Source organism: Synechococcus sp. MIT S9452, from assembly GCF_047304245.1.
Classification (GTDB): domain Bacteria; phylum Cyanobacteriota; class Cyanobacteriia; order PCC-6307; family Cyanobiaceae; genus RCC307.
In genome coordinates this window covers 1,092,252-1,106,748 of the sequence record NZ_CP138956.1, presented here as the reverse complement: position 1 = coordinate 1,106,748, position 14,497 = coordinate 1,092,252, and the positions used below count along the sequence as shown (strand labels likewise).

The following is a 14,497-nucleotide window of genomic DNA, read 5'->3' as shown; positions in this document are numbered from 1 at the left end:
GTTCATTGCTAGGGGTTGGGTATCACTGACGTCGGTCTCTGTGCTGTTCAACCTCAAGGAGCGCCTGCAGTCCCTACGGATGTTGAAGGGACTGGGTCAATTTCTGCAGCATCCGGATGATTTGCAGAGCGTCTACGCCGTGGCGGCCAGCGTTCAGGGCAGTCCCTTGGCGGCTCAAATGATGCGCAACATGCTCAGTGAGCCAGGCATCGCCGCCATGATTCAGGAGCAGTGGCGTCCTGCCGCCATCGACCTTGATGCACTCGAACAGCTACCAGCCGGGAGCTTGGGACAGTGCTATGCCTCACAACTCAAAGCTCAGGGCATCACGCCACAGACCTTGATCGACCCGGCGCCGATTACCAGTGATCAAGACTTCATCGTTCATCGCCTCAAAGAAACCCATGACATCGTTCATGTGTTGACCGGTTTTGGGGTTGATGGAGTGGGTGAAATTGGTTTGCAGGCCTTCAACCTGGCGCAGAATCGATCGCCATTGGCTGTGCTGCTGATTTTTGGTGGGATGCTCAAAACCCTTCAAGATGACGAACCGCTAGAAGCGCTCTTGCATGCAATCAGCCGCGGTTTTGAGATGGGCTTAAAGGCTGAATGTGTGGTGGGACGCAAGCTCGAGGATGGCTGGCAGCGGCCCTTGAGTGAGTGGCGCGCAGAGCTCAAACTGCCGCAGTCGCAGGCATGAAAAAGGCGGGTTCCCAGGCCCGCCTCATTGCCCACTTGTCGGAGTACCAAAGGTTCGACGCTCCCTTGGTGCACCTGTTATGACGAGGCTGAGAGGAAAAAACAGTCGTGATGAATACCTAGTAGGACCGCTTTACACAGCGGCACCTGGTTTAAACACCGACATCCAGGCCGAGCCACGTTGTCGATGTTGGGTTGTCGTGTGCGGTGAACCATCCCTCGGTCGATCTGAGCATGGCGATTCAGATCTCGATGGCTCCGGCATTTCTGCTGGTGGCCATTAGCAACTTGATCAATGGCATCACCGCAACGCGTCAACGCATCATTGATCGCTACCGGGAACTCTCAGCAGAGAATCGCGATGTGCTCATTCCTCCTGATGAGGTCGAGTATGAAAAAAGTGTGCTTCGGCATCGGGTGTCGCTCTCAACTCGAGCCATCACCCTGCTGACCAGCGCCATCATGCTGATCGCGCTGGTGATCTTCATCATCTTCATCAGCTTGGTGAGTCCAGCGATTGATCTCACCTTGACCTTGGCCCCCTTGTTTGCTTTGGCCATGTTGAGCGTGATCGTGGCCAGTGTGTTTTTCCTCAGGCAGCTGCGTGTCTCATCCCAGCAGCTTCGCCGCATCGGTCTTTCGGCTTAGAGCTTGCCAAGAGCCCGGATGTGGGCGATCGCAATTTTGCGCTCAGCCTTGGTGCGTGGTTCGTGGGGCAGGCTGAAAAAGTGATTGGGCCCGATGAACAACACACCGCCCTGAGTTGGCACCACCTCAAAGCGCAAGGCCTTGAGCCATTTGCGGTAGGTGATCTCTGACATCTCTTCATCGTTGCCCCAATCGCCCCTGGGCACCTGAAGCGGCAGATCAGGGTTGCGTGAAAAGCCCCTGAGGGAGAAGTGGAATCTGGGCTTTTCTGCTACCTCAGCAAATAATCTTTTGCGTCACGATGGATCGGGGTGGACACGTCATCACCCCCTTTTCCATTCCATGACAGCTCAACAGCAATGGGCTGGATCTTTGGTTGATGCCGCGATGATGGGGCCGTGGGACCACTGCATTGCCCCATCTGTATTGGCCTGGGTCTGATCAGCATGACCCGAGTTTTGGCTTGGCTGCGTTTATGGCAGCTGATTGCTCAGGAGTAGTAGCGGCCGACGTTTTTGTTCACCAGCTCAGGCTTGAGGCCCAAGTTGTTGGCGATCTGGCGTTGCGACATGCCGAACGCCCGCAGCCTTGCAATGCGCTTGGTGTCGGGCTGACCCAATCGGTAGAGACGTGCCATGCGCGCGTAGATGTCGCGGCCCCACAGGTTTTGCATCCAGCCCATGGACGTTGAATGACAGCTCACAACTGAAGTGTGTGCAGTCGTGAGCTGATATTTCTCTGGCTTCAGGGTTTTTCTAGACCGGCCACATTGGTGGTGGTTAGAGGCTTGTCGCCATGGGCTATTTCCGCTGCGTGATGGTGTTGGCCATGGTGCTGCCATTGGCCTCGCTGGCCCGCGCTGATGGCATCCGCTTTCTGCCGGATGATGCGCAAATCGCCTGCCGAGCAATCTTGCCCCAGTGCTTTACCCGAGAGGGTTGGCATCGCCTCTGCCAAAACGATCCAACCATGGCCAAGGCGCATCCGGTTGCTTGCCGCCAAGCCGCCGATGGCCTGAAGGACGCGGTTGACTAGGACTGACTGGAGAAGCTGTTCCCATGGGGCCAATCGCCGTTTCGGGTGCGTCCGGTAAAACCGGCTGGCGGGTTGTCGATGAAGCCCTGCAGCGGGGGTGGGTTGTGAGAGCGATCGTGCGGCCCAACTCGACACTGCCGCCCCCGCTTGCCGAAGCTGAGCAACAGGGCCGTTTGCAGGTGTTCAGGCTTGAGCTCAACACCGCGGAGGCTCTGCATCATGCCTTCAACGGCTGCTCAGCCCTGGTGATTGCCACCGGTGCACGCCCGTCGATCAATTTGGCGGGGCCCCTTCAGGTGGATGCCTTTGGTGTGCGCTCTCAGCTCAGGGCTTGCGCAGCGGTTGGCCTGTCTCGGGTTGTCTTGGTGAGCTCGCTCTGCGCTGGGCGCTGGCGCCATCCGCTCAACTTGTTTGGGCTGATCCTGCTCTGGAAGCGGCTTGGTGAGCGCTGGCTTGAGCAGAGCGGACTGGCTTGGACGGTGATTCGGCCGGGCGGCCTCAGTGAAGACGACAGCCGCAGTGGGCAGGAAGGGGTTGTCTTTAGTGGTGCTGATCAACAAACAAGCAGCAGCATTCCCAGGCGTCTGGTGGCTCAGGTGTGTCTGGATGCTTTGGACGAGCCTGACGCTGGCGGCCGCATCATTGAAATCACCAGCTCAGCCCAGCAGCGGCGCCGCAGCCTTGGGGAATGGCTCGCTCAACCTGTTTGAGCAGTGATTTGGAGTGTTTGTCCCTATGGCGCCGGTCTAAGAACGATTTAGACCGGAAGTAGCCGGGAGAAAGACAGTGATTGATGCCATGGCTTGTGTGGTGAATCCTCTAGCGCCTCTGGTAACTCCAATGGGTTCCAGGCCACGACCTCTGCATGATCTGGCGCATGAATCCCACGATCAGTTTTGGGAGAAAGAATGCGCTGACCGACCCAATGCTCTGGGTTGTCGCCTGTTTGACGATTGATCCTTTTGCATTGAAGCCAATAGCAACCTGCCTTAAAACATAATGAATGTGTTTGCGCCAGTGATGAACCAATCCCTGCCTCAGGACATGGCATCACAACCGTCGCTGCAACTTGTGCAGCCAGACGATTTCAGTCAGGGCACGATTTCAGTTGGAGCTCAAATAGCCGAGCTTCATTCTCTGACTGAGTCTGTTGCCAATTTGGAGAAAGATGCCCTTTGGGGTGGCGCTGATTTTGTTGGAAAGTAAGAGCTGACACAGCTCGCCGCTCAAAGCGCCGACAAGCTGAAGTCACCGGAGTTGCCCCAGGCAGCAGGAGCTGGGGTGTCACCGGTAGGGCTGGCAGTGCCTTCACCTCGAGGCCCCAGCCCGCTAACTGCAACCGGCATCAGCTGATGCCTTCTGGTGATTGAGCGGCGTCAGCTTTTGGCGCCTTCTTTTTCAGGTGCCTCATCGGGCTCCTGATCAGCAATTTGTCCGAGCACCATCGACGCTTGCAGTTGATCGGGCAGATCGCCAATGGTCAGCAGAGCTTTGAGTACCAGCTGGGAGCGGGCTTCTTTCGGCAGGCCAGGACGCAGCTTCTTAACGGTGTTCCAGAGCTCTTGGCCCGCCTCTTTGATCAGCTCTTTGTCTGTGGCCATTCCTATTGCACTAGAGCCCATCAACCTAGCTTGTGGCTCCTCAGCCGCTCGAGCTAAGACCTGAATGACTCTCGTAGTGGATGGTCATGAGCTGGCAGGGCAGATGCCGGCTGTGAAGCCCAAGTATTGGTTGGTGATTGGGTTGATGCTGTTGATTTGGGCCCCTGGCGTTGTGGCTCAGCAAGCGGTGGAGCCCGACCAGCCCGATCAGCCCGCTGATCGAGCCGAGGGTTGCCGCATTGGCGTTGATGAGATGGAGAATTTTCGGCGCACACGCCGACTCACCAAAAGCTGCTGATTTATTTGCGCGTGATGATGATGTACAGCGCGTGGATCACAGCCACAGGCCACATGATTGCCAGGACCGGCAATCCCAGCCCGCCAAAGCTGAACAGCCAGAAGATCAGGTTCAGCCAAAACGCACTGGCTTGAACGCCCACCTGGGTGGCCACAGCCAGCGGCGGCAGAAAAAACGCCAGGAGGATGCGCAAAAGATCGGCGAGCATGACCTTGAGAAGGCTCTGCTCCTGCTTTAGCTCGATTGCGACCACCTTGCTGCTTCGAGGTCAGTGGGCCTTTGATGGATGCATCCAATCCTGGGCGGCATCATGTTCAAACTGGTTTCGGTGGCAGCATCTGGCCTTGTAGCCATTGGCTTGGGGCTCAGCGGGTGTGCGGCGTTTGATCAGAACAAGCCAGCGGCCCAGAGCGGCAACGCATCAGCAACCAAGGAGTTGCAAATCAAGCCAATCCTTCAAACCACTACTGGGTTGAGCGGCAAAGCGTTCACGTATCCAGAGGGAGAGGCTGAATTGCGCCTGTTGCGCGTGGAATTCCCCGTTGGCGGCAGTGTTCCCCTCCACACCCACCCTGCGCCGTTGATCGCCTACGTCTCACAAGGTCAGATCCGCCATACCAGGGGTGATCAGGTCAATACGTTTGGGCCTGGCCAGGCCTTTGTGGAAAGCGATCAGGGAGGCCCCCACACCGTTGAAAACATTGGTGAGGAGCCAGCTGTGGTGTTTGTGGCGGTGGCCTCCAAACAAGGCTTGCCCACCACCAACTTCGTGACTCCAGCCCCATGACACGGCGGACTCCCTACGGGGCGTTTTCCGTGTTGGCTTTGGTGATCTTCGCCATTGCCGCAGCGATCATGGCCACATCGACCGGGCGCTGGGAGCAAGAAGCGCTGGAGAAGCAACCTGATTTTCAAGATCAACCCACGATTCCGGCTAACTAGAGCCTTCGAACAAACAACGAAGTTCGGGTCTTTCTTGTTTAAAGAATGTGCTGTTGGGCGTAGATCAACATCAACAGCCAGCCTGCAGCGGCTGTGGCAGCGCAGGCGATCGCGGGAATGGTTGCCATGGCTGCCTCCGGCTGGAATTGGGTAATCAACCTATGCGAAGGAAAAGCCCGCGTCTATCGGTATTAATGCTTGCTAGTTGGTATTGATTGTTACCAAAATTGCCTACAGGGAGGCCTCTCGCCATGGGGCTCTCAGGCGCTTTTAAGGCTTCTCAGGCGCTATTCAGCCAACAGACACAGCCGGAAAGACTTGCGCTTGGTTGAGTCATGGCCTGGTGAGCTGTTGCCGGCAAGGTCAATCAATCCGTGGATCACTGCATCAATGGCCAAGGTCATTCCGTTGTTTCCTGGCAGACCTCCAGGTGAACTGGATCCCTCTGAGCAACTTGACGATCTTCGCTGCCGCTTGGCGGATCAAGAGGCAGCCATCAAAGCCCTCAATGATCAGCTGCATGAGTTGGTGTTTTGCTTGTTAACCCGTGAGCCTGCTTAAGCGCTTCATCGTGGGCAATGCGCACACCAAATACGGCGCCTTTTTTCTCTACGTGTCGTTGTTTGCGGCGGCGCGTTGTCATTTCGCTCGTGCGCGGCTCTGAGCGGTTCAGATCATCCAGAGGGCGCGTTCCACCATGACGCACCAGCTCACCACGGCGGCGCCCAGTCCGGCAATGGCCTGGCTGGGGTCGTTGGCAAAGGTGTGCTCGCAATCGTCGATGGCTTCAACACCCATAGCGCTGGCGCTGAAAAAGAGTGCTTGCCGGATGTCGGGAGGGTGGCGCTCCATGGGCACCTCGCATGAACCAGTGATTTCAGGTTGAATCGCGCGTCGCCTGTTGCAAGCGACTGATCCTTTCCGTTACAGCGCCTTGATCAGTCGTAGAAACCTTCAAATGAGCTGGGTCCCAGTGGTTTGTAGGGCCCAAACACGCCGTAGGCCTGCTCGGGAATTAGCGCTTGGCAGCCCACGTCGCGAATCATTTCGTTGGCCCTGTTTTGAATCGCCTCCACCCCTTGGCTGGCTTTCACCGCTTCGATGCGATCCACCGTGAGGCCATTGGCCCGTGCATCTGGTGTGCCCTGATCCCAAGCTTGGTTGTAAGAGGCATCGGTGTGAACGCCGATGCAGATGGCCGTGGCCACGCGCTCTGCGGTGCGATCAAAATCCGAGAGCCCAGCCAGGCCAGCTGCAGGCAGCAGCGCCAAGCTCAGTCCAATAGCAGCTGATCGCAGCATGGCCAGCAAGGGATGGATCTCTCTGGTCTAAGAGCTCTGGTTGATCGCATTCAAGGGCCACTGGCTGCGACCGAACCGTGGAAGCCGAACGTGCCTGGCCGGTGACGCTGGATTGGGGGCCAGCAACCATTGAGCCATGAACAACCGCCAAGCCATCCCTACCTCCATCTGCGCTGCTGGCGCCCTACTGCGTGAGGTGATCCAAAACCAGCTTGATGAGCTCGAGCCCCTGCAGCGCAGCAAGTTGCAATTGGCGTTGCGGCCTGACTGCATGTCGGAAGCCATGAAGGAATCCCTGGCGCTCGCGGTCCGCGAGATCCATGGATTTACCCAGCACACCACGGCCAACTTGTTTGAAGCGGTTCTCGATTGCGGCGACGATCAGGAGCCAACCCCTGGCGCTTGACTTGGCTTGGCCGGGGCGAATGGATGAATTGGCTACATCAAGGTGTTGACGGGCTCCTTTCAATGGCGTGAACTCCCCTGGGGCGATGCCGGAGTCAGGTCCTGATCCCTATGTGCAATTTCTCGAGAATTGGATTCCTGGCATTGGCGAGTGCACCGAGCTGCACGACAAACTCCACGACCATTTTGGGCTTGATTTCAGCGTCAACAGCGAAGCCCGGTTGCTGGGGTTTCAGCTTGGCCATCACCCCGCCGGCAACTTTTTGCACGTGGTGATTTTTGCTGTGATCAGCACCATTCTCTACCCAACTCCTTATCGCAATGACTGGTCAGATCTGAGGGACTTTTTCCGTTCTTATGTGTTGGGCAAAAATTTTCAGCTCATTTCGTATTGGTTTATTCCGCGAGGGATCTTGGCTTGGCAGAGCATTTGAGCTGCTCTGTGGGCCGGTGGGTTTCGAATTGGTGGCGTGGTTCCTCGGGCTGGGGTTAGACCCGAACCACAGCTGCAGACAACAGAACCGAACCGCCCGGCCGGTCCAGTTGCTACCTCAACGCATCACGGTGGATTGATGGACGATCAAATTGCCCCTTCGGCGCCGATCACCCTGGCCGCTGCCCTGCTGAGTGATTCGCTTGAGAGTTGCCTGAAGCATTTGGATCCCACTCAGCAGTTCAAGGCTTCGATGGCCTTGGATCCGGACTTCATCAGCCCAGAAACCAGAGAGCGTGTGGGTGCTGCGATTCAAGAGCTCTACGACCTAGCCGAAGGCAGTGCGGCAATCTTGATTGACGACTTGCTGGACGGCCCCACCACCCCTTGACGGTGGTACAGAAGTACGCATCATGCGGGGATGAACAACGTTTCTCCCTCAGCTGCGGTGGCCATAGCTGGTGCCCTATTCGCCAAATCCATTGACGATTGCCTTGAGGGCTTGAACGATGCCGAGCGCTTCAAGGCGTCGATGGCTTTGAAGCAGGCCTACATGTCGGAGCAGACCCGCTCACGCCTCAACCAAGCCGTGCAAGAAGTCAACGAGCTGGCCCTCAGCCGCGCGGCTGTGTTCATCGATGGCTTGTTGGATGGCGATAAAGACGAGGTCACGTCTCTGTAGTGCTCTGCGCGAGTCAAATTCAGTCATCCGTCCCCCAGATCCATTCAGAACTGGGTCATCAGCCGGTGGGAGCGTCAGATGTCTTGATTGGGGATCTCGCCATGAAAACGGCTTCAGCGATTGGCATCGGTTGTTTGGCTGTTGCAGCGGCTTTTTTCAGCCTTGAGCTGCTGACTGCAACCGCTGCCGCTTCGCCAGCGGCTGGCTCCATGCGCATCGCCAAAACGCCGCTGTTGCTCTGGAGGCGCCAAGAGCCATTGAGTGATCAGCAGCGCGAAGCTCTGTTTCAAGCCCAAAGGCGATGGAAGCAAACCAGCTACTCCGGCCGTGCTGCGTTGATGCAGCAGGAGAAGCAATGCGTGGATCGCGCCACCAGCAAACTGGCCTTCAAGCGTTGCCTCAAACAAACTCGGCAGTCCCGCTCGGCCTTGCGCGAGCAGTACTACGCCTACATCAATCCGATCAGGCAAGAACTGGGCTTGGCTCCTTTGGAGTGGGTTGAGCGGCGCTCACCCAGGCGCTGAGCCAGTGGGACACTCGGTGGATGACCAAGTTGGCCCAGCACTGGACAAGCGTTGAAGCGCAACTTGGCTTTCGCCACTTTCGTGTGGTCGGACAAGGGGGGCGCTCGCCGGAGCGTTGGGTTGAGTTGGTGGCTGTGTTGGATGCCACCCAACGACTGCGTCTGCCGCTGCGGGATCTGTGTGATCCAGCTCTGTGGAGCAGTGGACTTCAGCCTGTCGTCGAGAACTTGCCGAGTGAGCCAGCCCTAGAAACCGAGGGCTCTGAGCAAGAGCCCTTGCCCGAGTAGGTCATCGGTGGCGAACTGCTTGGCCACCAGGCCCAAGGTGGTGAGCCTGCGTTTCGTGTTGTGCTGCTGGTTGGCGTTGCTGGTTGCTGAGGGATCGATTGCTTTGGTCATGGCGTCCTCCTTCAACAGAGTGATTGAGTGAGTGCGTGCGTGTGTGGCGTGGCCCCTAGAGGCCAATGGTGTGCAGTAAGCCTTCGCCGGTGAGGAGTTCTGTGGCGAGTGCGGCAACAAAGCCAACCATGGCGAGCCGGCCGTTGAGCTTTTCGGCGCGCTCATGAAATCCCCAGCCTGCATCGGCTGCGGCGTATTCCATCTTTGGCTCGCGGGCATACACATTGCCGTGGCCTTCGCCATCGGTGGTGATCAGTCCGGTTGGTGTGGGAAGCGTTGCTGTGGTCATTGGCTTCTCCAGAAACGACTTGATCGGTCTAGAGCTGCTTGGCGCGCTGATGAAGATGGGCAAGCCGTACAGGCAGGTGCGGTTTAGTGACCCAACAGTTCAGCCCACTGAACTTGGTCTTCATCGCTGGCTGGCAGTTCAAAAAACCACTCCCCAGCGGGGATGGTTTGGTTGTTGCCAGCGCGGTAGCCAACCGCTGAGCCATCGGCATTGGTGGCCGTGATCAGAAACGGCTGAGGCGGTTGCCCATTGCCGTATACCCAGCCGCAATGCGGCAGTCGATCGCTGGTGCGCTCAGTCATCGTTCAATGTTGGCCGATGCCCGCTGTGGCGGCGTGTATGGATGGCGATCTGCCCTTGGTGTTGGCCGGTGCAATCCCAACAGCCTCTTGACCACTACGGAGGGACGAGAAAGGCCAAAGGGCGGCAGCGCTGAGCGCAATGGCTGGGCGGCCTTAGCAAGGTCTCAGACGATCATCACCAGAACAGCGCAGAAAGCCTGCTGGCTTTTCGGCGACTCTTCCCGCAGTGGTGAGCGCAGGCATGTTTCGACGACCTCAGTTCGCTGATGCGCTGAGTTGGCTGCTGTTTTTGAGCGTTGGTGTGTTGACCGCTGAAGCTGAACCACACCCCGGGCGCCATGGTCTGGAGGCCGCACACCCGCTTCAACAGCAGATCTGGTAGGTGGCTAGTTGCTGCTTGCAGCCTGGTCGTAAGCCGGAAAGCCAACCAGCTCTTTGATCTCGGAAAAACTGAGGAGCTGTTGCGGTTCTGTTCCTGAGTGCAAGGCCGAGAGCGCTGTTTTCATGGCGAATGCAGCTGCGGATAAGAGCGTCAGCGGGTAGGCCGCCAAACGAAAGCCCATGGCCGCCAAGGCATCGGGCGGCAGCCAGGGGGTGAGCCCCCCTTCCAGCATGTTGGCCATGCGCCAGCCCGGCACCTCGCGGCAGAAGCGAGCCATTTCCTGCTCGCTGCGTGGGGCTTCGAGAAACACAACATCAGCGCCCAAATCGGCAAAGGCATTGAGGCGCCAGAGCGCTTCCTCGAGCGCTTGTGTTTCGCCATGGCTTGCCGCCAGCGCTGAGCGTGCATCGGTGCGGGCAATGATCACAAGATCAGCGCCCTGCTCTCTGGCCTCAACGGCTGCGCGGATTCGTTCGAGCGCTTGTTCGCGCTCCACCACTGCTTTCACCCCGGTGTGGCCGCAGCGCTTGGGTGAGATTTGATCTTCCAGCATGATCCCGGCGAATCCAGCTCGGGCAAATTGATGCATCGTTCGGTGCACATTGGCGGCATTGCCATGGCCGTTATCGCCATCACCAATCACAGGCAGATTGACGGCATCACAAATCGATCGGCCTTGATCGAGCATTTCGCTCACCGTCAGTAAGCCCGTGTCGGGCAAGCCCGCCCGTGCTGCTGCCACAGAAAAGCCGCTCATGAAGGTGAGCGGAAACTCCGCCTGTTCAACCAGTCGAGCTGACAGTGCATCGAAGCAACAGGGCATCACATGGCAGGTGTTCTGCGCCAACAACCCCCTGAGATGTTCGGCGCCACGTTTTGGGGTTGCCATGGTTGTCGAACAGCTCCTGCCAGGCTGCCAATCTCTGCTCTTGTCTCGCCTGCGTGTGAAGAGATAGATGCACTTGTGTAGGCAAAACCTCAGGAAGATCCCACGCTGACTTCACCCCACCGAGCCAGCAGAGCTGGAAGGATCAACGGGAGATGTAGCCCTTAAACCACCCCGCCTGGAGCAAGCCTGATGCCTGCGACAACACCATGGACCAGGTCCATGCCTGGAGACGACTCCAATCCCCCTTCTAGTCATTCAGAGCTCGCTTGGTTGAAGCAAGCAACGACCCGCTCGGCCCTCAAGCGACTGGGTATCCGCTCCAGCGTGCTTGCCGGTCAGCTGGCTTCTGTGGTGTTATTCGCAGTCTTTTGGCGTCACGGGGCCTAGCCCTCATCCCTCATTGGCAACGGCTGTTGCATTGAGGGCGTAGATCAGAACAATCAGGGCCAGGGCGGAAACAGCAGACGACATGGCTGGTTGGGCTGGCTCTTCTGTCTATTGCCTTTGGCGGGGCCATTCCATAAAAGAAACCTGCGGTCTTGGCTGAGCCGAGATGGCTTCACCCAAGGTTTCAGCTGGGTGGACCCGCTTGGTGATGGCGATGAGGAAACCTCGGCACCCACCTCTGAGCCCAAGGATTGGCAGAGCCCATGCTCGGGTGAAGCTCTGCCCCTATGGCGCAGCGAAACCAACAGGCCCGTTGTGGGCCTGGGGCCACGTGTTCTTGGCCTTGATGTTGTTGTGGCTGCCGGCTGCGGCTGCTCCCACGGTGAGGATTGATCGCTGCCATGACGGTGATACATGCCGCACCACCAGCGGTGAAGCAATCCGCCTGGCCTGCATTGATGCCCCCGAGCTGACCGGTCCGCCACACACTCAACAACTGGCGCAGGCCTCACGTGACTACTTGCGGGAGTTGGTGGTGGGCAAAGAGGTTTTGATCCGGCGCATCGGCAAGGACCGCTATGGCCGCGCTGTCGCGGAGATTTACCTGTGGCCGCTCAATATCGGTGAGGAGATGGTGGCCAGCGGCCATGCCCGCATCCTTGATCGTTACGCCAGCCAGTGCCCCTGGGCCTTGCTGTGAGAGGCGGGCAACCGGCCTTCCAGGGTCGGATGTCTCCCTTGAGGCCGCTGCGCATCAGCAGTAGGGCTTGATCAGTTGAGCAGAAGACAACATGTCCACCCTGATTTCAGTCGTTGCCTTGGTTGCTGTTATTTATTGGCTCAACAATCACCGCAAGGAGTTGCGCATTCACTGATTTTGTGCTGGGTGAATTAGCGCACTCCCCACCCTTGGCAGGAACCGGCGACGCGTTATAAACAATTCATTCCACTCCATTAGCCATGCTCACCGGCGAAGAGCTTCTCGCAAAAGTCAAAGACATGGGAGGAGCCAGCAAGTCTGAAGTTGTCAAGGCTTGTGGCTATGTCTCTCAAAAGAAAGATGGGTCTGACCGGCTCAACTTCACTGCTTTTTATGAGGCACTGCTGGAAGCCAAGGGTGTTGGTATCGGCTCTGGCGGCGGCGTTGGCAAAGGCGGCCGCAAGCTCTCCTACAAAGCTGTTGTACAAGGCAACGGCAACCTGCTGGTTGGTAAGGCCTACACCGCTCTGTTGAATCTTGTCCCCGGCGATGAGTTTGAGATCAAGCTCTCCAAAAAGAAGGGCGTGACCCTGGTTCCTAAGGGCGAAGAAGAGGAAACCGACGAGGGCTGATCGCCCGTCATTGATTGCCTCTGAGCCTTATCGCTCGCTCTGCGCCCCTGCTCTGGCGGGGGCTTTTTGCTGTTAGGGAATTGGATTTGGCTGGTAACGAATCCAATCGTTTGATGTTCAAGGCCAAGCCCAATCTGCAAACTGCATTTGTCCCCACTGGGGACTGCATGAGTGCGTGGGGATGCGGGTGGTTCCTGTCCCCATTTTTTTATGGCCGCTCACATGCGGCTCAATTCATCTTGGATCTCCTGGTCGGTGATGGCTTTTTCTGGATGATCAAAGCGCCATTGCTCCCAGGCCAGGCTCAAGCCCCAGAACACAATCACCCAAATTGGCCAGAAATAGCCGCCGCCTGATAGCCCCCACACCATCAGCAGGATGAGGTTGACGAACAAGTACACCTGCCACTGCTTATTGAGCTTTTTTCTTTTTCTGATTCGTCTGATCGCGACGTCTTTGGAATCCATGCCGTGGGCGCTTGGGCTCTCCTAGAGGTAGACAATCCAAGCCGCTGTGTCATTCCAGCGTTGTGCAGAAGCGGTGAGCGATGTTGAGTTCATCTTGGGTGATCTCGCCTCTAGCTGGTGTGACGTTGCCTGAGGGCCCGCCGCGACTGAGGAAAACGTCTTGGCCGAGTTGCGTGGCCATGCAGGCGCGCACTTCGGCAGGGGGTGTTACGGGCATGGGCACACCAAAGAAAGGATCCATCACCCGAGTTGATTGTTCCTGGAGATTATCCAGCGGTTGGCCGCTTTGTTGAGAAACCGATTGGAGACAATTGGTTTCGTTGAATCGATAAGGTCCTGCAGTGGCGAAGGGCACACTCTGATGAACTGGAATGACGATGCTTTGGAGGCCCTGAAGAAGGACGTTCCTTTTTTTGTGAGGCCAGCGGTGCGCCGGCGTGTCGAGTCGATGGCTGCTGATGAGAACCGATCATCCATTGACCTGAGCTTTTATCAACAGGCGAAAGCCAACATGGGGCCGAAGTGAATCAGCGCAGGCAGCTCTTGAAAGGCTTGGACTGTTTGGGCTCAATGCTCAAGGCTGGGGCTGGTTGGCTCATCTGCTTGGGGTTCTGTTTGACAGCACCGCCTGCGCAGGCCAGCAGTCTTCACCCCTGCGGCAGCATTCGGATTGCCAACACCACCTTCTGCTTTCTCGATGCCAATGGCGATGGCCGGTACCAAGAGGATGAGGAGGAGTTTTGCCTCGATGGTTGGCTGACGCGCGGAGGGATTCGTTGCCGCGGTGAAGGGGTGAAGGCAACCCCTGGTTCTCAAGCTTCAGTGATCACGATTCGCGTGCTCACCAGTTGGGATGAAGCGTGCCCTGGCTCCATGAGTGTTGATCAAATCAATGCCTATCTGCGTGATGGCTACCGCATCGTGGGGACGAAGACCCACACCGAGATGATCTCGGTTACTGGTCAACCAATCGCCTGTTCGTATACGACTTATTCACTCAAGCAACGTTGATTGTGTGCTGTTGCACAGTGGATTGAGTCCATGGGCAAAGCGCCAATGAGGCCTCTTGTGATTGCCATCACCACGGTTCTCTGCGCAGCACCCGCTCAGGCTGAAATCGTTCAAGCCTGGTGCTCGTTGATGTGGCGAGATGGACCTGCTCAGGTCGAGCAAGGTCCCTGCGACTTCCGCCAAGCGTTTGGCAATGTTCAGGTTTGGATGGGCGAGCGCTGGGCGTTTGACTTTCCAGCAGAAGGTCAGGGCCGCTACTACACCCGTAGAAACCGCAATGACTTCATCCGCTTTGAGCGTGGCGGCTACATCCTCACAGTGTTCCAGGGCGGTCAGCCAGCTAGCCAGCCCGGCGGTTGGTGAACCCATGGCTATAAAAAACGCCCTGGGGACTCACCCAGAGCGTCAGTTGCTTCGTCCGATCGGCTGCTTGCTTCCGATCTGCTCACCTTTCTAAGGCCGTTTGGCGCCC

32 protein-coding genes are annotated in these 14,497 nt (G+C 57.5%); 20 read left to right on the top strand and 12 right to left on the bottom strand.

What is annotated here, in order from left to right; translation table 11 throughout:
* The first annotated feature begins 79 nt into the window (after positions 1 to 79).
* Together SIB46_RS05800 and SIB46_RS05795 are read left to right on the top strand one after the other, a co-directional pair.
* Positions 80 to 700: a Coq4 family protein gene (locus SIB46_RS05800; protein ID WP_413297574.1), complete on the top strand. Its 621-nt coding sequence runs from the start codon at positions 80 to 82 to the stop codon at positions 698 to 700.
* Between the two features lie 206 nt (positions 701 to 906).
* The gene (locus tag SIB46_RS05795) at positions 907 to 1,347 is read left to right on the top strand and encodes a DUF2721 domain-containing protein (protein WP_413297573.1); all 441 of its coding nucleotides are present in this window, start codon (positions 907 to 909) and stop codon (positions 1,345 to 1,347) included.
* Here SIB46_RS05795 and SIB46_RS05790 read toward each other — a convergent pair.
* Positions 1,344 to 1,553, bottom strand: coding sequence for a hypothetical protein (locus tag SIB46_RS05790; protein ID WP_413297572.1), 210 nt, complete (start codon positions 1,551 to 1,553; stop codon positions 1,344 to 1,346). The genes SIB46_RS05795 and SIB46_RS05790 overlap by 4 nt on opposite strands.
* A gap of 284 nt (positions 1,554 to 1,837) precedes the next feature.
* Positions 1,838 to 2,029, bottom strand: a complete 192-nt coding sequence (locus SIB46_RS05785) for a hypothetical protein (RefSeq protein ID WP_413297571.1) — start codon at positions 2,027 to 2,029, stop codon at positions 1,838 to 1,840.
* A 113-nt stretch (positions 2,030 to 2,142) separates the two neighbouring features.
* Between SIB46_RS05785 and SIB46_RS05780 the strand changes: the two genes are divergently transcribed.
* From SIB46_RS05780 to SIB46_RS05770, 3 genes are all read left to right on the top strand, one after another.
* A complete protein-coding gene (locus SIB46_RS05780) occupies positions 2,143 to 2,382 on the top strand; it encodes a hypothetical protein (protein WP_413297570.1) in 240 nt (79 codons plus the stop codon).
* A gap of 23 nt (positions 2,383 to 2,405) precedes the next feature.
* Positions 2,406 to 3,092: an SDR family oxidoreductase gene (locus tag SIB46_RS05775; RefSeq protein WP_413297569.1), complete on the top strand. Its 687-nt coding sequence runs from the start codon at positions 2,406 to 2,408 to the stop codon at positions 3,090 to 3,092.
* 310 nt (positions 3,093 to 3,402) lie between these two features.
* Positions 3,403 to 3,588 carry a hypothetical protein gene (locus tag SIB46_RS05770; RefSeq protein ID WP_413297568.1) on the top strand — a complete coding sequence of 62 codons (186 nt, stop codon included), beginning with the start codon at positions 3,403 to 3,405 and terminating at the stop codon, positions 3,586 to 3,588.
* 170 nt (positions 3,589 to 3,758) lie between these two features.
* Here the strand turns inward: SIB46_RS05770 and SIB46_RS05765 are convergent, their stop codons facing one another.
* Positions 3,759 to 3,983 carry a TIGR03894 family protein gene (locus tag SIB46_RS05765; protein WP_050815441.1) on the bottom strand — a complete coding sequence of 75 codons (225 nt, stop codon included), beginning with the start codon at positions 3,981 to 3,983 and terminating at the stop codon, positions 3,759 to 3,761.
* Between the two features lie 64 nt (positions 3,984 to 4,047).
* On the opposite strand from SIB46_RS05765, the gene SIB46_RS05760 reads away from it, so the two are divergent.
* Positions 4,048 to 4,281, top strand: coding sequence for a hypothetical protein (locus SIB46_RS05760; RefSeq protein WP_413297567.1), 234 nt, complete (start codon positions 4,048 to 4,050; stop codon positions 4,279 to 4,281).
* Between the two features lies 1 nt (position 4,282).
* On the opposite strand, the gene SIB46_RS05755 is transcribed toward SIB46_RS05760, so the two are convergent.
* Positions 4,283 to 4,489 (bottom strand): YqaE/Pmp3 family membrane protein, encoded by a 207-nt coding sequence (locus tag SIB46_RS05755; protein WP_413297566.1) that lies wholly within the window; start codon positions 4,487 to 4,489, stop codon positions 4,283 to 4,285.
* A 102-nt stretch (positions 4,490 to 4,591) separates the two neighbouring features.
* On the opposite strand from SIB46_RS05755, the gene SIB46_RS05750 reads away from it, so the two are divergent.
* The gene (locus SIB46_RS05750) at positions 4,592 to 5,068 is read left to right on the top strand and encodes a cupin domain-containing protein (RefSeq protein WP_413297565.1); all 477 of its coding nucleotides are present in this window, start codon (positions 4,592 to 4,594) and stop codon (positions 5,066 to 5,068) included.
* Entirely contained in the window at positions 5,065 to 5,223 is a 159-nt protein-coding gene (locus SIB46_RS05745; protein WP_413297564.1) for a hypothetical protein, read from the top strand. The genes SIB46_RS05750 and SIB46_RS05745 overlap by 4 nt, the downstream gene beginning before the upstream one ends.
* 669 nt (positions 5,224 to 5,892) lie before the next feature.
* Here the strand turns inward: SIB46_RS05745 and SIB46_RS05740 are convergent.
* Both SIB46_RS05740 and SIB46_RS05735 read right to left on the bottom strand, forming a co-directional pair.
* Positions 5,893 to 6,075 carry a hypothetical protein gene (locus tag SIB46_RS05740; RefSeq protein WP_413297563.1) on the bottom strand — a complete coding sequence of 61 codons (183 nt, stop codon included), beginning with the start codon at positions 6,073 to 6,075 and terminating at the stop codon, positions 5,893 to 5,895.
* A gap of 86 nt (positions 6,076 to 6,161) precedes the next feature.
* On the bottom strand, positions 6,162 to 6,524 hold the full coding sequence (locus SIB46_RS05735; RefSeq protein ID WP_413297561.1) for a hypothetical protein: 363 nt from the start codon (positions 6,522 to 6,524) through the stop codon (positions 6,162 to 6,164).
* 136 nt (positions 6,525 to 6,660) lie between these two features.
* Between SIB46_RS05735 and SIB46_RS05730 the strand changes: the two genes are divergently transcribed.
* The 6 genes from SIB46_RS05730 (at position 6,661) to SIB46_RS05705 (ending at position 8,855) form a co-directional block, all read left to right on the top strand.
* Positions 6,661 to 6,930, top strand: coding sequence for a hypothetical protein (locus SIB46_RS05730; protein WP_413297560.1), 270 nt, complete (start codon positions 6,661 to 6,663; stop codon positions 6,928 to 6,930).
* A gap of 85 nt (positions 6,931 to 7,015) precedes the next feature.
* Positions 7,016 to 7,363 (top strand): hypothetical protein, encoded by a 348-nt coding sequence (locus SIB46_RS05725; RefSeq protein ID WP_413297559.1) that lies wholly within the window; start codon positions 7,016 to 7,018, stop codon positions 7,361 to 7,363.
* A 138-nt stretch (positions 7,364 to 7,501) separates the two neighbouring features.
* Entirely contained in the window at positions 7,502 to 7,753 is a 252-nt protein-coding gene (locus SIB46_RS05720) for a hypothetical protein (RefSeq protein ID WP_413297558.1), read from the top strand.
* Between the two features lie 30 nt (positions 7,754 to 7,783).
* Positions 7,784 to 8,044, top strand: a complete 261-nt coding sequence (locus SIB46_RS05715; protein WP_413297557.1) for a hypothetical protein — start codon at positions 7,784 to 7,786, stop codon at positions 8,042 to 8,044.
* A 101-nt stretch (positions 8,045 to 8,145) separates the two neighbouring features.
* A complete protein-coding gene (locus tag SIB46_RS05710) occupies positions 8,146 to 8,568 on the top strand; it encodes a hypothetical protein (protein ID WP_413297555.1) in 423 nt (140 codons plus the stop codon).
* A 20-nt stretch (positions 8,569 to 8,588) separates the two neighbouring features.
* Entirely contained in the window at positions 8,589 to 8,855 is a 267-nt protein-coding gene (locus SIB46_RS05705; RefSeq protein WP_413297554.1) for a TIGR02450 family Trp-rich protein, read from the top strand.
* Here SIB46_RS05705 and SIB46_RS05700 read toward each other — a convergent pair.
* From SIB46_RS05700 to SIB46_RS05690, 3 genes are all read right to left on the bottom strand, one after another.
* Entirely contained in the window at positions 8,814 to 8,966 is a 153-nt protein-coding gene (locus SIB46_RS05700) for a hypothetical protein (RefSeq protein ID WP_413297553.1), read from the bottom strand. The genes SIB46_RS05705 and SIB46_RS05700 overlap by 42 nt on opposite strands.
* A gap of 55 nt (positions 8,967 to 9,021) precedes the next feature.
* Complete coding sequence (locus SIB46_RS05695) at positions 9,022 to 9,255, bottom strand: chlorophyll a/b-binding protein (RefSeq protein WP_413297552.1); 234 nt, start codon at positions 9,253 to 9,255, stop codon at positions 9,022 to 9,024.
* An 83-nt stretch (positions 9,256 to 9,338) separates the two neighbouring features.
* Positions 9,339 to 9,557 (bottom strand): hypothetical protein, encoded by a 219-nt coding sequence (locus tag SIB46_RS05690; protein WP_413297551.1) that lies wholly within the window; start codon positions 9,555 to 9,557, stop codon positions 9,339 to 9,341.
* Positions 9,558 to 9,798: 241 nt separating this feature from the next.
* Here SIB46_RS05690 and SIB46_RS05685 point away from each other — a divergent pair, with 241 nt between their 5' ends.
* Positions 9,799 to 9,939, top strand: coding sequence for a hypothetical protein (locus tag SIB46_RS05685; protein WP_413297550.1), 141 nt, complete (start codon positions 9,799 to 9,801; stop codon positions 9,937 to 9,939).
* Positions 9,940 to 9,943: 4 nt separating this feature from the next.
* Here SIB46_RS05685 and SIB46_RS05680 read toward each other — a convergent pair whose 3' ends face one another.
* On the bottom strand, positions 9,944 to 10,828 hold the full coding sequence (locus tag SIB46_RS05680) for an isocitrate lyase/PEP mutase family protein (protein ID WP_413297549.1): 885 nt from the start codon (positions 10,826 to 10,828) through the stop codon (positions 9,944 to 9,946).
* Between the two features lie 658 nt (positions 10,829 to 11,486).
* Here SIB46_RS05680 and SIB46_RS05675 point away from each other — a divergent pair.
* Both SIB46_RS05675 and SIB46_RS05670 read left to right on the top strand, forming a co-directional pair.
* Entirely contained in the window at positions 11,487 to 11,915 is a 429-nt protein-coding gene (locus SIB46_RS05675; protein ID WP_413297548.1) for a thermonuclease family protein, read from the top strand.
* A gap of 260 nt (positions 11,916 to 12,175) precedes the next feature.
* Entirely contained in the window at positions 12,176 to 12,547 is a 372-nt protein-coding gene (locus tag SIB46_RS05670) for an AbrB-like transcriptional regulator (protein ID WP_413297547.1), read from the top strand.
* Positions 12,548 to 12,765: 218 nt separating this feature from the next.
* Here SIB46_RS05670 and SIB46_RS05665 read toward each other — a convergent pair whose 3' ends face one another.
* Together SIB46_RS05665 and SIB46_RS05660 are read right to left on the bottom strand one after the other, a co-directional pair.
* Positions 12,766 to 13,014 (bottom strand): 2TM domain-containing protein, encoded by a 249-nt coding sequence (locus SIB46_RS05665; RefSeq protein WP_413297546.1) that lies wholly within the window; start codon positions 13,012 to 13,014, stop codon positions 12,766 to 12,768.
* 49 nt (positions 13,015 to 13,063) lie between these two features.
* Positions 13,064 to 13,231, bottom strand: coding sequence for a hypothetical protein (locus SIB46_RS05660; protein WP_413297545.1), 168 nt, complete (start codon positions 13,229 to 13,231; stop codon positions 13,064 to 13,066).
* Between the two features lie 60 nt (positions 13,232 to 13,291).
* On the opposite strand from SIB46_RS05660, the gene SIB46_RS05655 reads away from it, so the two are divergent.
* The 3 genes from SIB46_RS05655 (at position 13,292) to SIB46_RS05645 (ending at position 14,388) form a co-directional block, all read left to right on the top strand.
* The gene (locus tag SIB46_RS05655) at positions 13,292 to 13,540 is read left to right on the top strand and encodes a PCP reductase family protein (RefSeq protein WP_413297544.1); all 249 of its coding nucleotides are present in this window, start codon (positions 13,292 to 13,294) and stop codon (positions 13,538 to 13,540) included.
* An 89-nt stretch (positions 13,541 to 13,629) separates the two neighbouring features.
* Positions 13,630 to 14,025 (top strand): hypothetical protein, encoded by a 396-nt coding sequence (locus SIB46_RS05650; RefSeq protein WP_413297543.1) that lies wholly within the window; start codon positions 13,630 to 13,632, stop codon positions 14,023 to 14,025.
* A gap of 45 nt (positions 14,026 to 14,070) precedes the next feature.
* Positions 14,071 to 14,388, top strand: a complete 318-nt coding sequence (locus tag SIB46_RS05645) for a hypothetical protein (RefSeq protein WP_413297541.1) — start codon at positions 14,071 to 14,073, stop codon at positions 14,386 to 14,388.
* Positions 14,389 to 14,497 lie beyond the last annotated feature (109 nt).

What these genes read in the sequence shown, in the direction of transcription:
- SIB46_RS05755 (WP_413297566.1), bottom strand. Translation starts at nt 4,489, where the DNA reads ATGCTCGCCGATCTTTTGCGCATCCTCCTGGCGTTTTTTCTGCCGCCG.
- SIB46_RS05660 (WP_413297545.1), bottom strand. Translation starts at nt 13,231, where the DNA reads ATGCCCGTAACACCCCCTGCCGAAGTGCGCGCCTGCATGGCCACGCAA.
- SIB46_RS05785 (WP_413297571.1), bottom strand. Translation starts at nt 2,029, where the DNA reads ATGGGCTGGATGCAAAACCTGTGGGGCCGCGACATCTACGCGCGCATG.
- SIB46_RS05680 (WP_413297549.1), bottom strand. Translation starts at nt 10,828, where the DNA reads ATGGCAACCCCAAAACGTGGCGCCGAACATCTCAGGGGGTTGTTGGCG.
- SIB46_RS05765 (WP_050815441.1), bottom strand. Translation starts at nt 3,983, where the DNA reads ATGGCCACAGACAAAGAGCTGATCAAAGAGGCGGGCCAAGAGCTCTGG.
- SIB46_RS05695 (WP_413297552.1), bottom strand. Translation starts at nt 9,255, where the DNA reads ATGACCACAGCAACGCTTCCCACACCAACCGGACTGATCACCACCGAT.
- SIB46_RS05750 (WP_413297565.1), top strand. Translation starts at nt 4,592, where the DNA reads ATGTTCAAACTGGTTTCGGTGGCAGCATCTGGCCTTGTAGCCATTGGC.
- SIB46_RS05760 (WP_413297567.1), top strand. Translation starts at nt 4,048, where the DNA reads ATGACTCTCGTAGTGGATGGTCATGAGCTGGCAGGGCAGATGCCGGCT.
- SIB46_RS05745 (WP_413297564.1), top strand. Translation starts at nt 5,065, where the DNA reads ATGACACGGCGGACTCCCTACGGGGCGTTTTCCGTGTTGGCTTTGGTG.
- SIB46_RS05720 (WP_413297558.1), top strand. Translation starts at nt 7,502, where the DNA reads ATGGACGATCAAATTGCCCCTTCGGCGCCGATCACCCTGGCCGCTGCC.
- SIB46_RS05715 (WP_413297557.1), top strand. Translation starts at nt 7,784, where the DNA reads ATGAACAACGTTTCTCCCTCAGCTGCGGTGGCCATAGCTGGTGCCCTA.
- SIB46_RS05730 (WP_413297560.1), top strand. Translation starts at nt 6,661, where the DNA reads ATGAACAACCGCCAAGCCATCCCTACCTCCATCTGCGCTGCTGGCGCC.
- SIB46_RS05665 (WP_413297546.1), bottom strand. Translation starts at nt 13,014, where the DNA reads ATGGATTCCAAAGACGTCGCGATCAGACGAATCAGAAAAAGAAAAAAG.
- SIB46_RS05700 (WP_413297553.1), bottom strand. Translation starts at nt 8,966, where the DNA reads ATGACCAAAGCAATCGATCCCTCAGCAACCAGCAACGCCAACCAGCAG.
- SIB46_RS05775 (WP_413297569.1), top strand. Translation starts at nt 2,406, where the DNA reads ATGGGGCCAATCGCCGTTTCGGGTGCGTCCGGTAAAACCGGCTGGCGG.
- SIB46_RS05800 (WP_413297574.1), top strand. Translation starts at nt 80, where the DNA reads ATGTTGAAGGGACTGGGTCAATTTCTGCAGCATCCGGATGATTTGCAG.
- SIB46_RS05645 (WP_413297541.1), top strand. Translation starts at nt 14,071, where the DNA reads ATGAGGCCTCTTGTGATTGCCATCACCACGGTTCTCTGCGCAGCACCC.
- SIB46_RS05725 (WP_413297559.1), top strand. Translation starts at nt 7,016, where the DNA reads ATGCCGGAGTCAGGTCCTGATCCCTATGTGCAATTTCTCGAGAATTGG.
- SIB46_RS05690 (WP_413297551.1), bottom strand. Translation starts at nt 9,557, where the DNA reads ATGACTGAGCGCACCAGCGATCGACTGCCGCATTGCGGCTGGGTATAC.
- SIB46_RS05780 (WP_413297570.1), top strand. Translation starts at nt 2,143, where the DNA reads ATGGGCTATTTCCGCTGCGTGATGGTGTTGGCCATGGTGCTGCCATTG.
- SIB46_RS05770 (WP_413297568.1), top strand. Translation starts at nt 3,403, where the DNA reads ATGAACCAATCCCTGCCTCAGGACATGGCATCACAACCGTCGCTGCAA.
- SIB46_RS05705 (WP_413297554.1), top strand. Translation starts at nt 8,589, where the DNA reads ATGACCAAGTTGGCCCAGCACTGGACAAGCGTTGAAGCGCAACTTGGC.
- SIB46_RS05685 (WP_413297550.1), top strand. Translation starts at nt 9,799, where the DNA reads ATGTTTCGACGACCTCAGTTCGCTGATGCGCTGAGTTGGCTGCTGTTT.
- SIB46_RS05670 (WP_413297547.1), top strand. Translation starts at nt 12,176, where the DNA reads ATGCTCACCGGCGAAGAGCTTCTCGCAAAAGTCAAAGACATGGGAGGA.
- SIB46_RS05710 (WP_413297555.1), top strand. Translation starts at nt 8,146, where the DNA reads ATGAAAACGGCTTCAGCGATTGGCATCGGTTGTTTGGCTGTTGCAGCG.
- SIB46_RS05740 (WP_413297563.1), bottom strand. Translation starts at nt 6,075, where the DNA reads ATGGAGCGCCACCCTCCCGACATCCGGCAAGCACTCTTTTTCAGCGCC.
- SIB46_RS05735 (WP_413297561.1), bottom strand. Translation starts at nt 6,524, where the DNA reads ATGCTGCGATCAGCTGCTATTGGACTGAGCTTGGCGCTGCTGCCTGCA.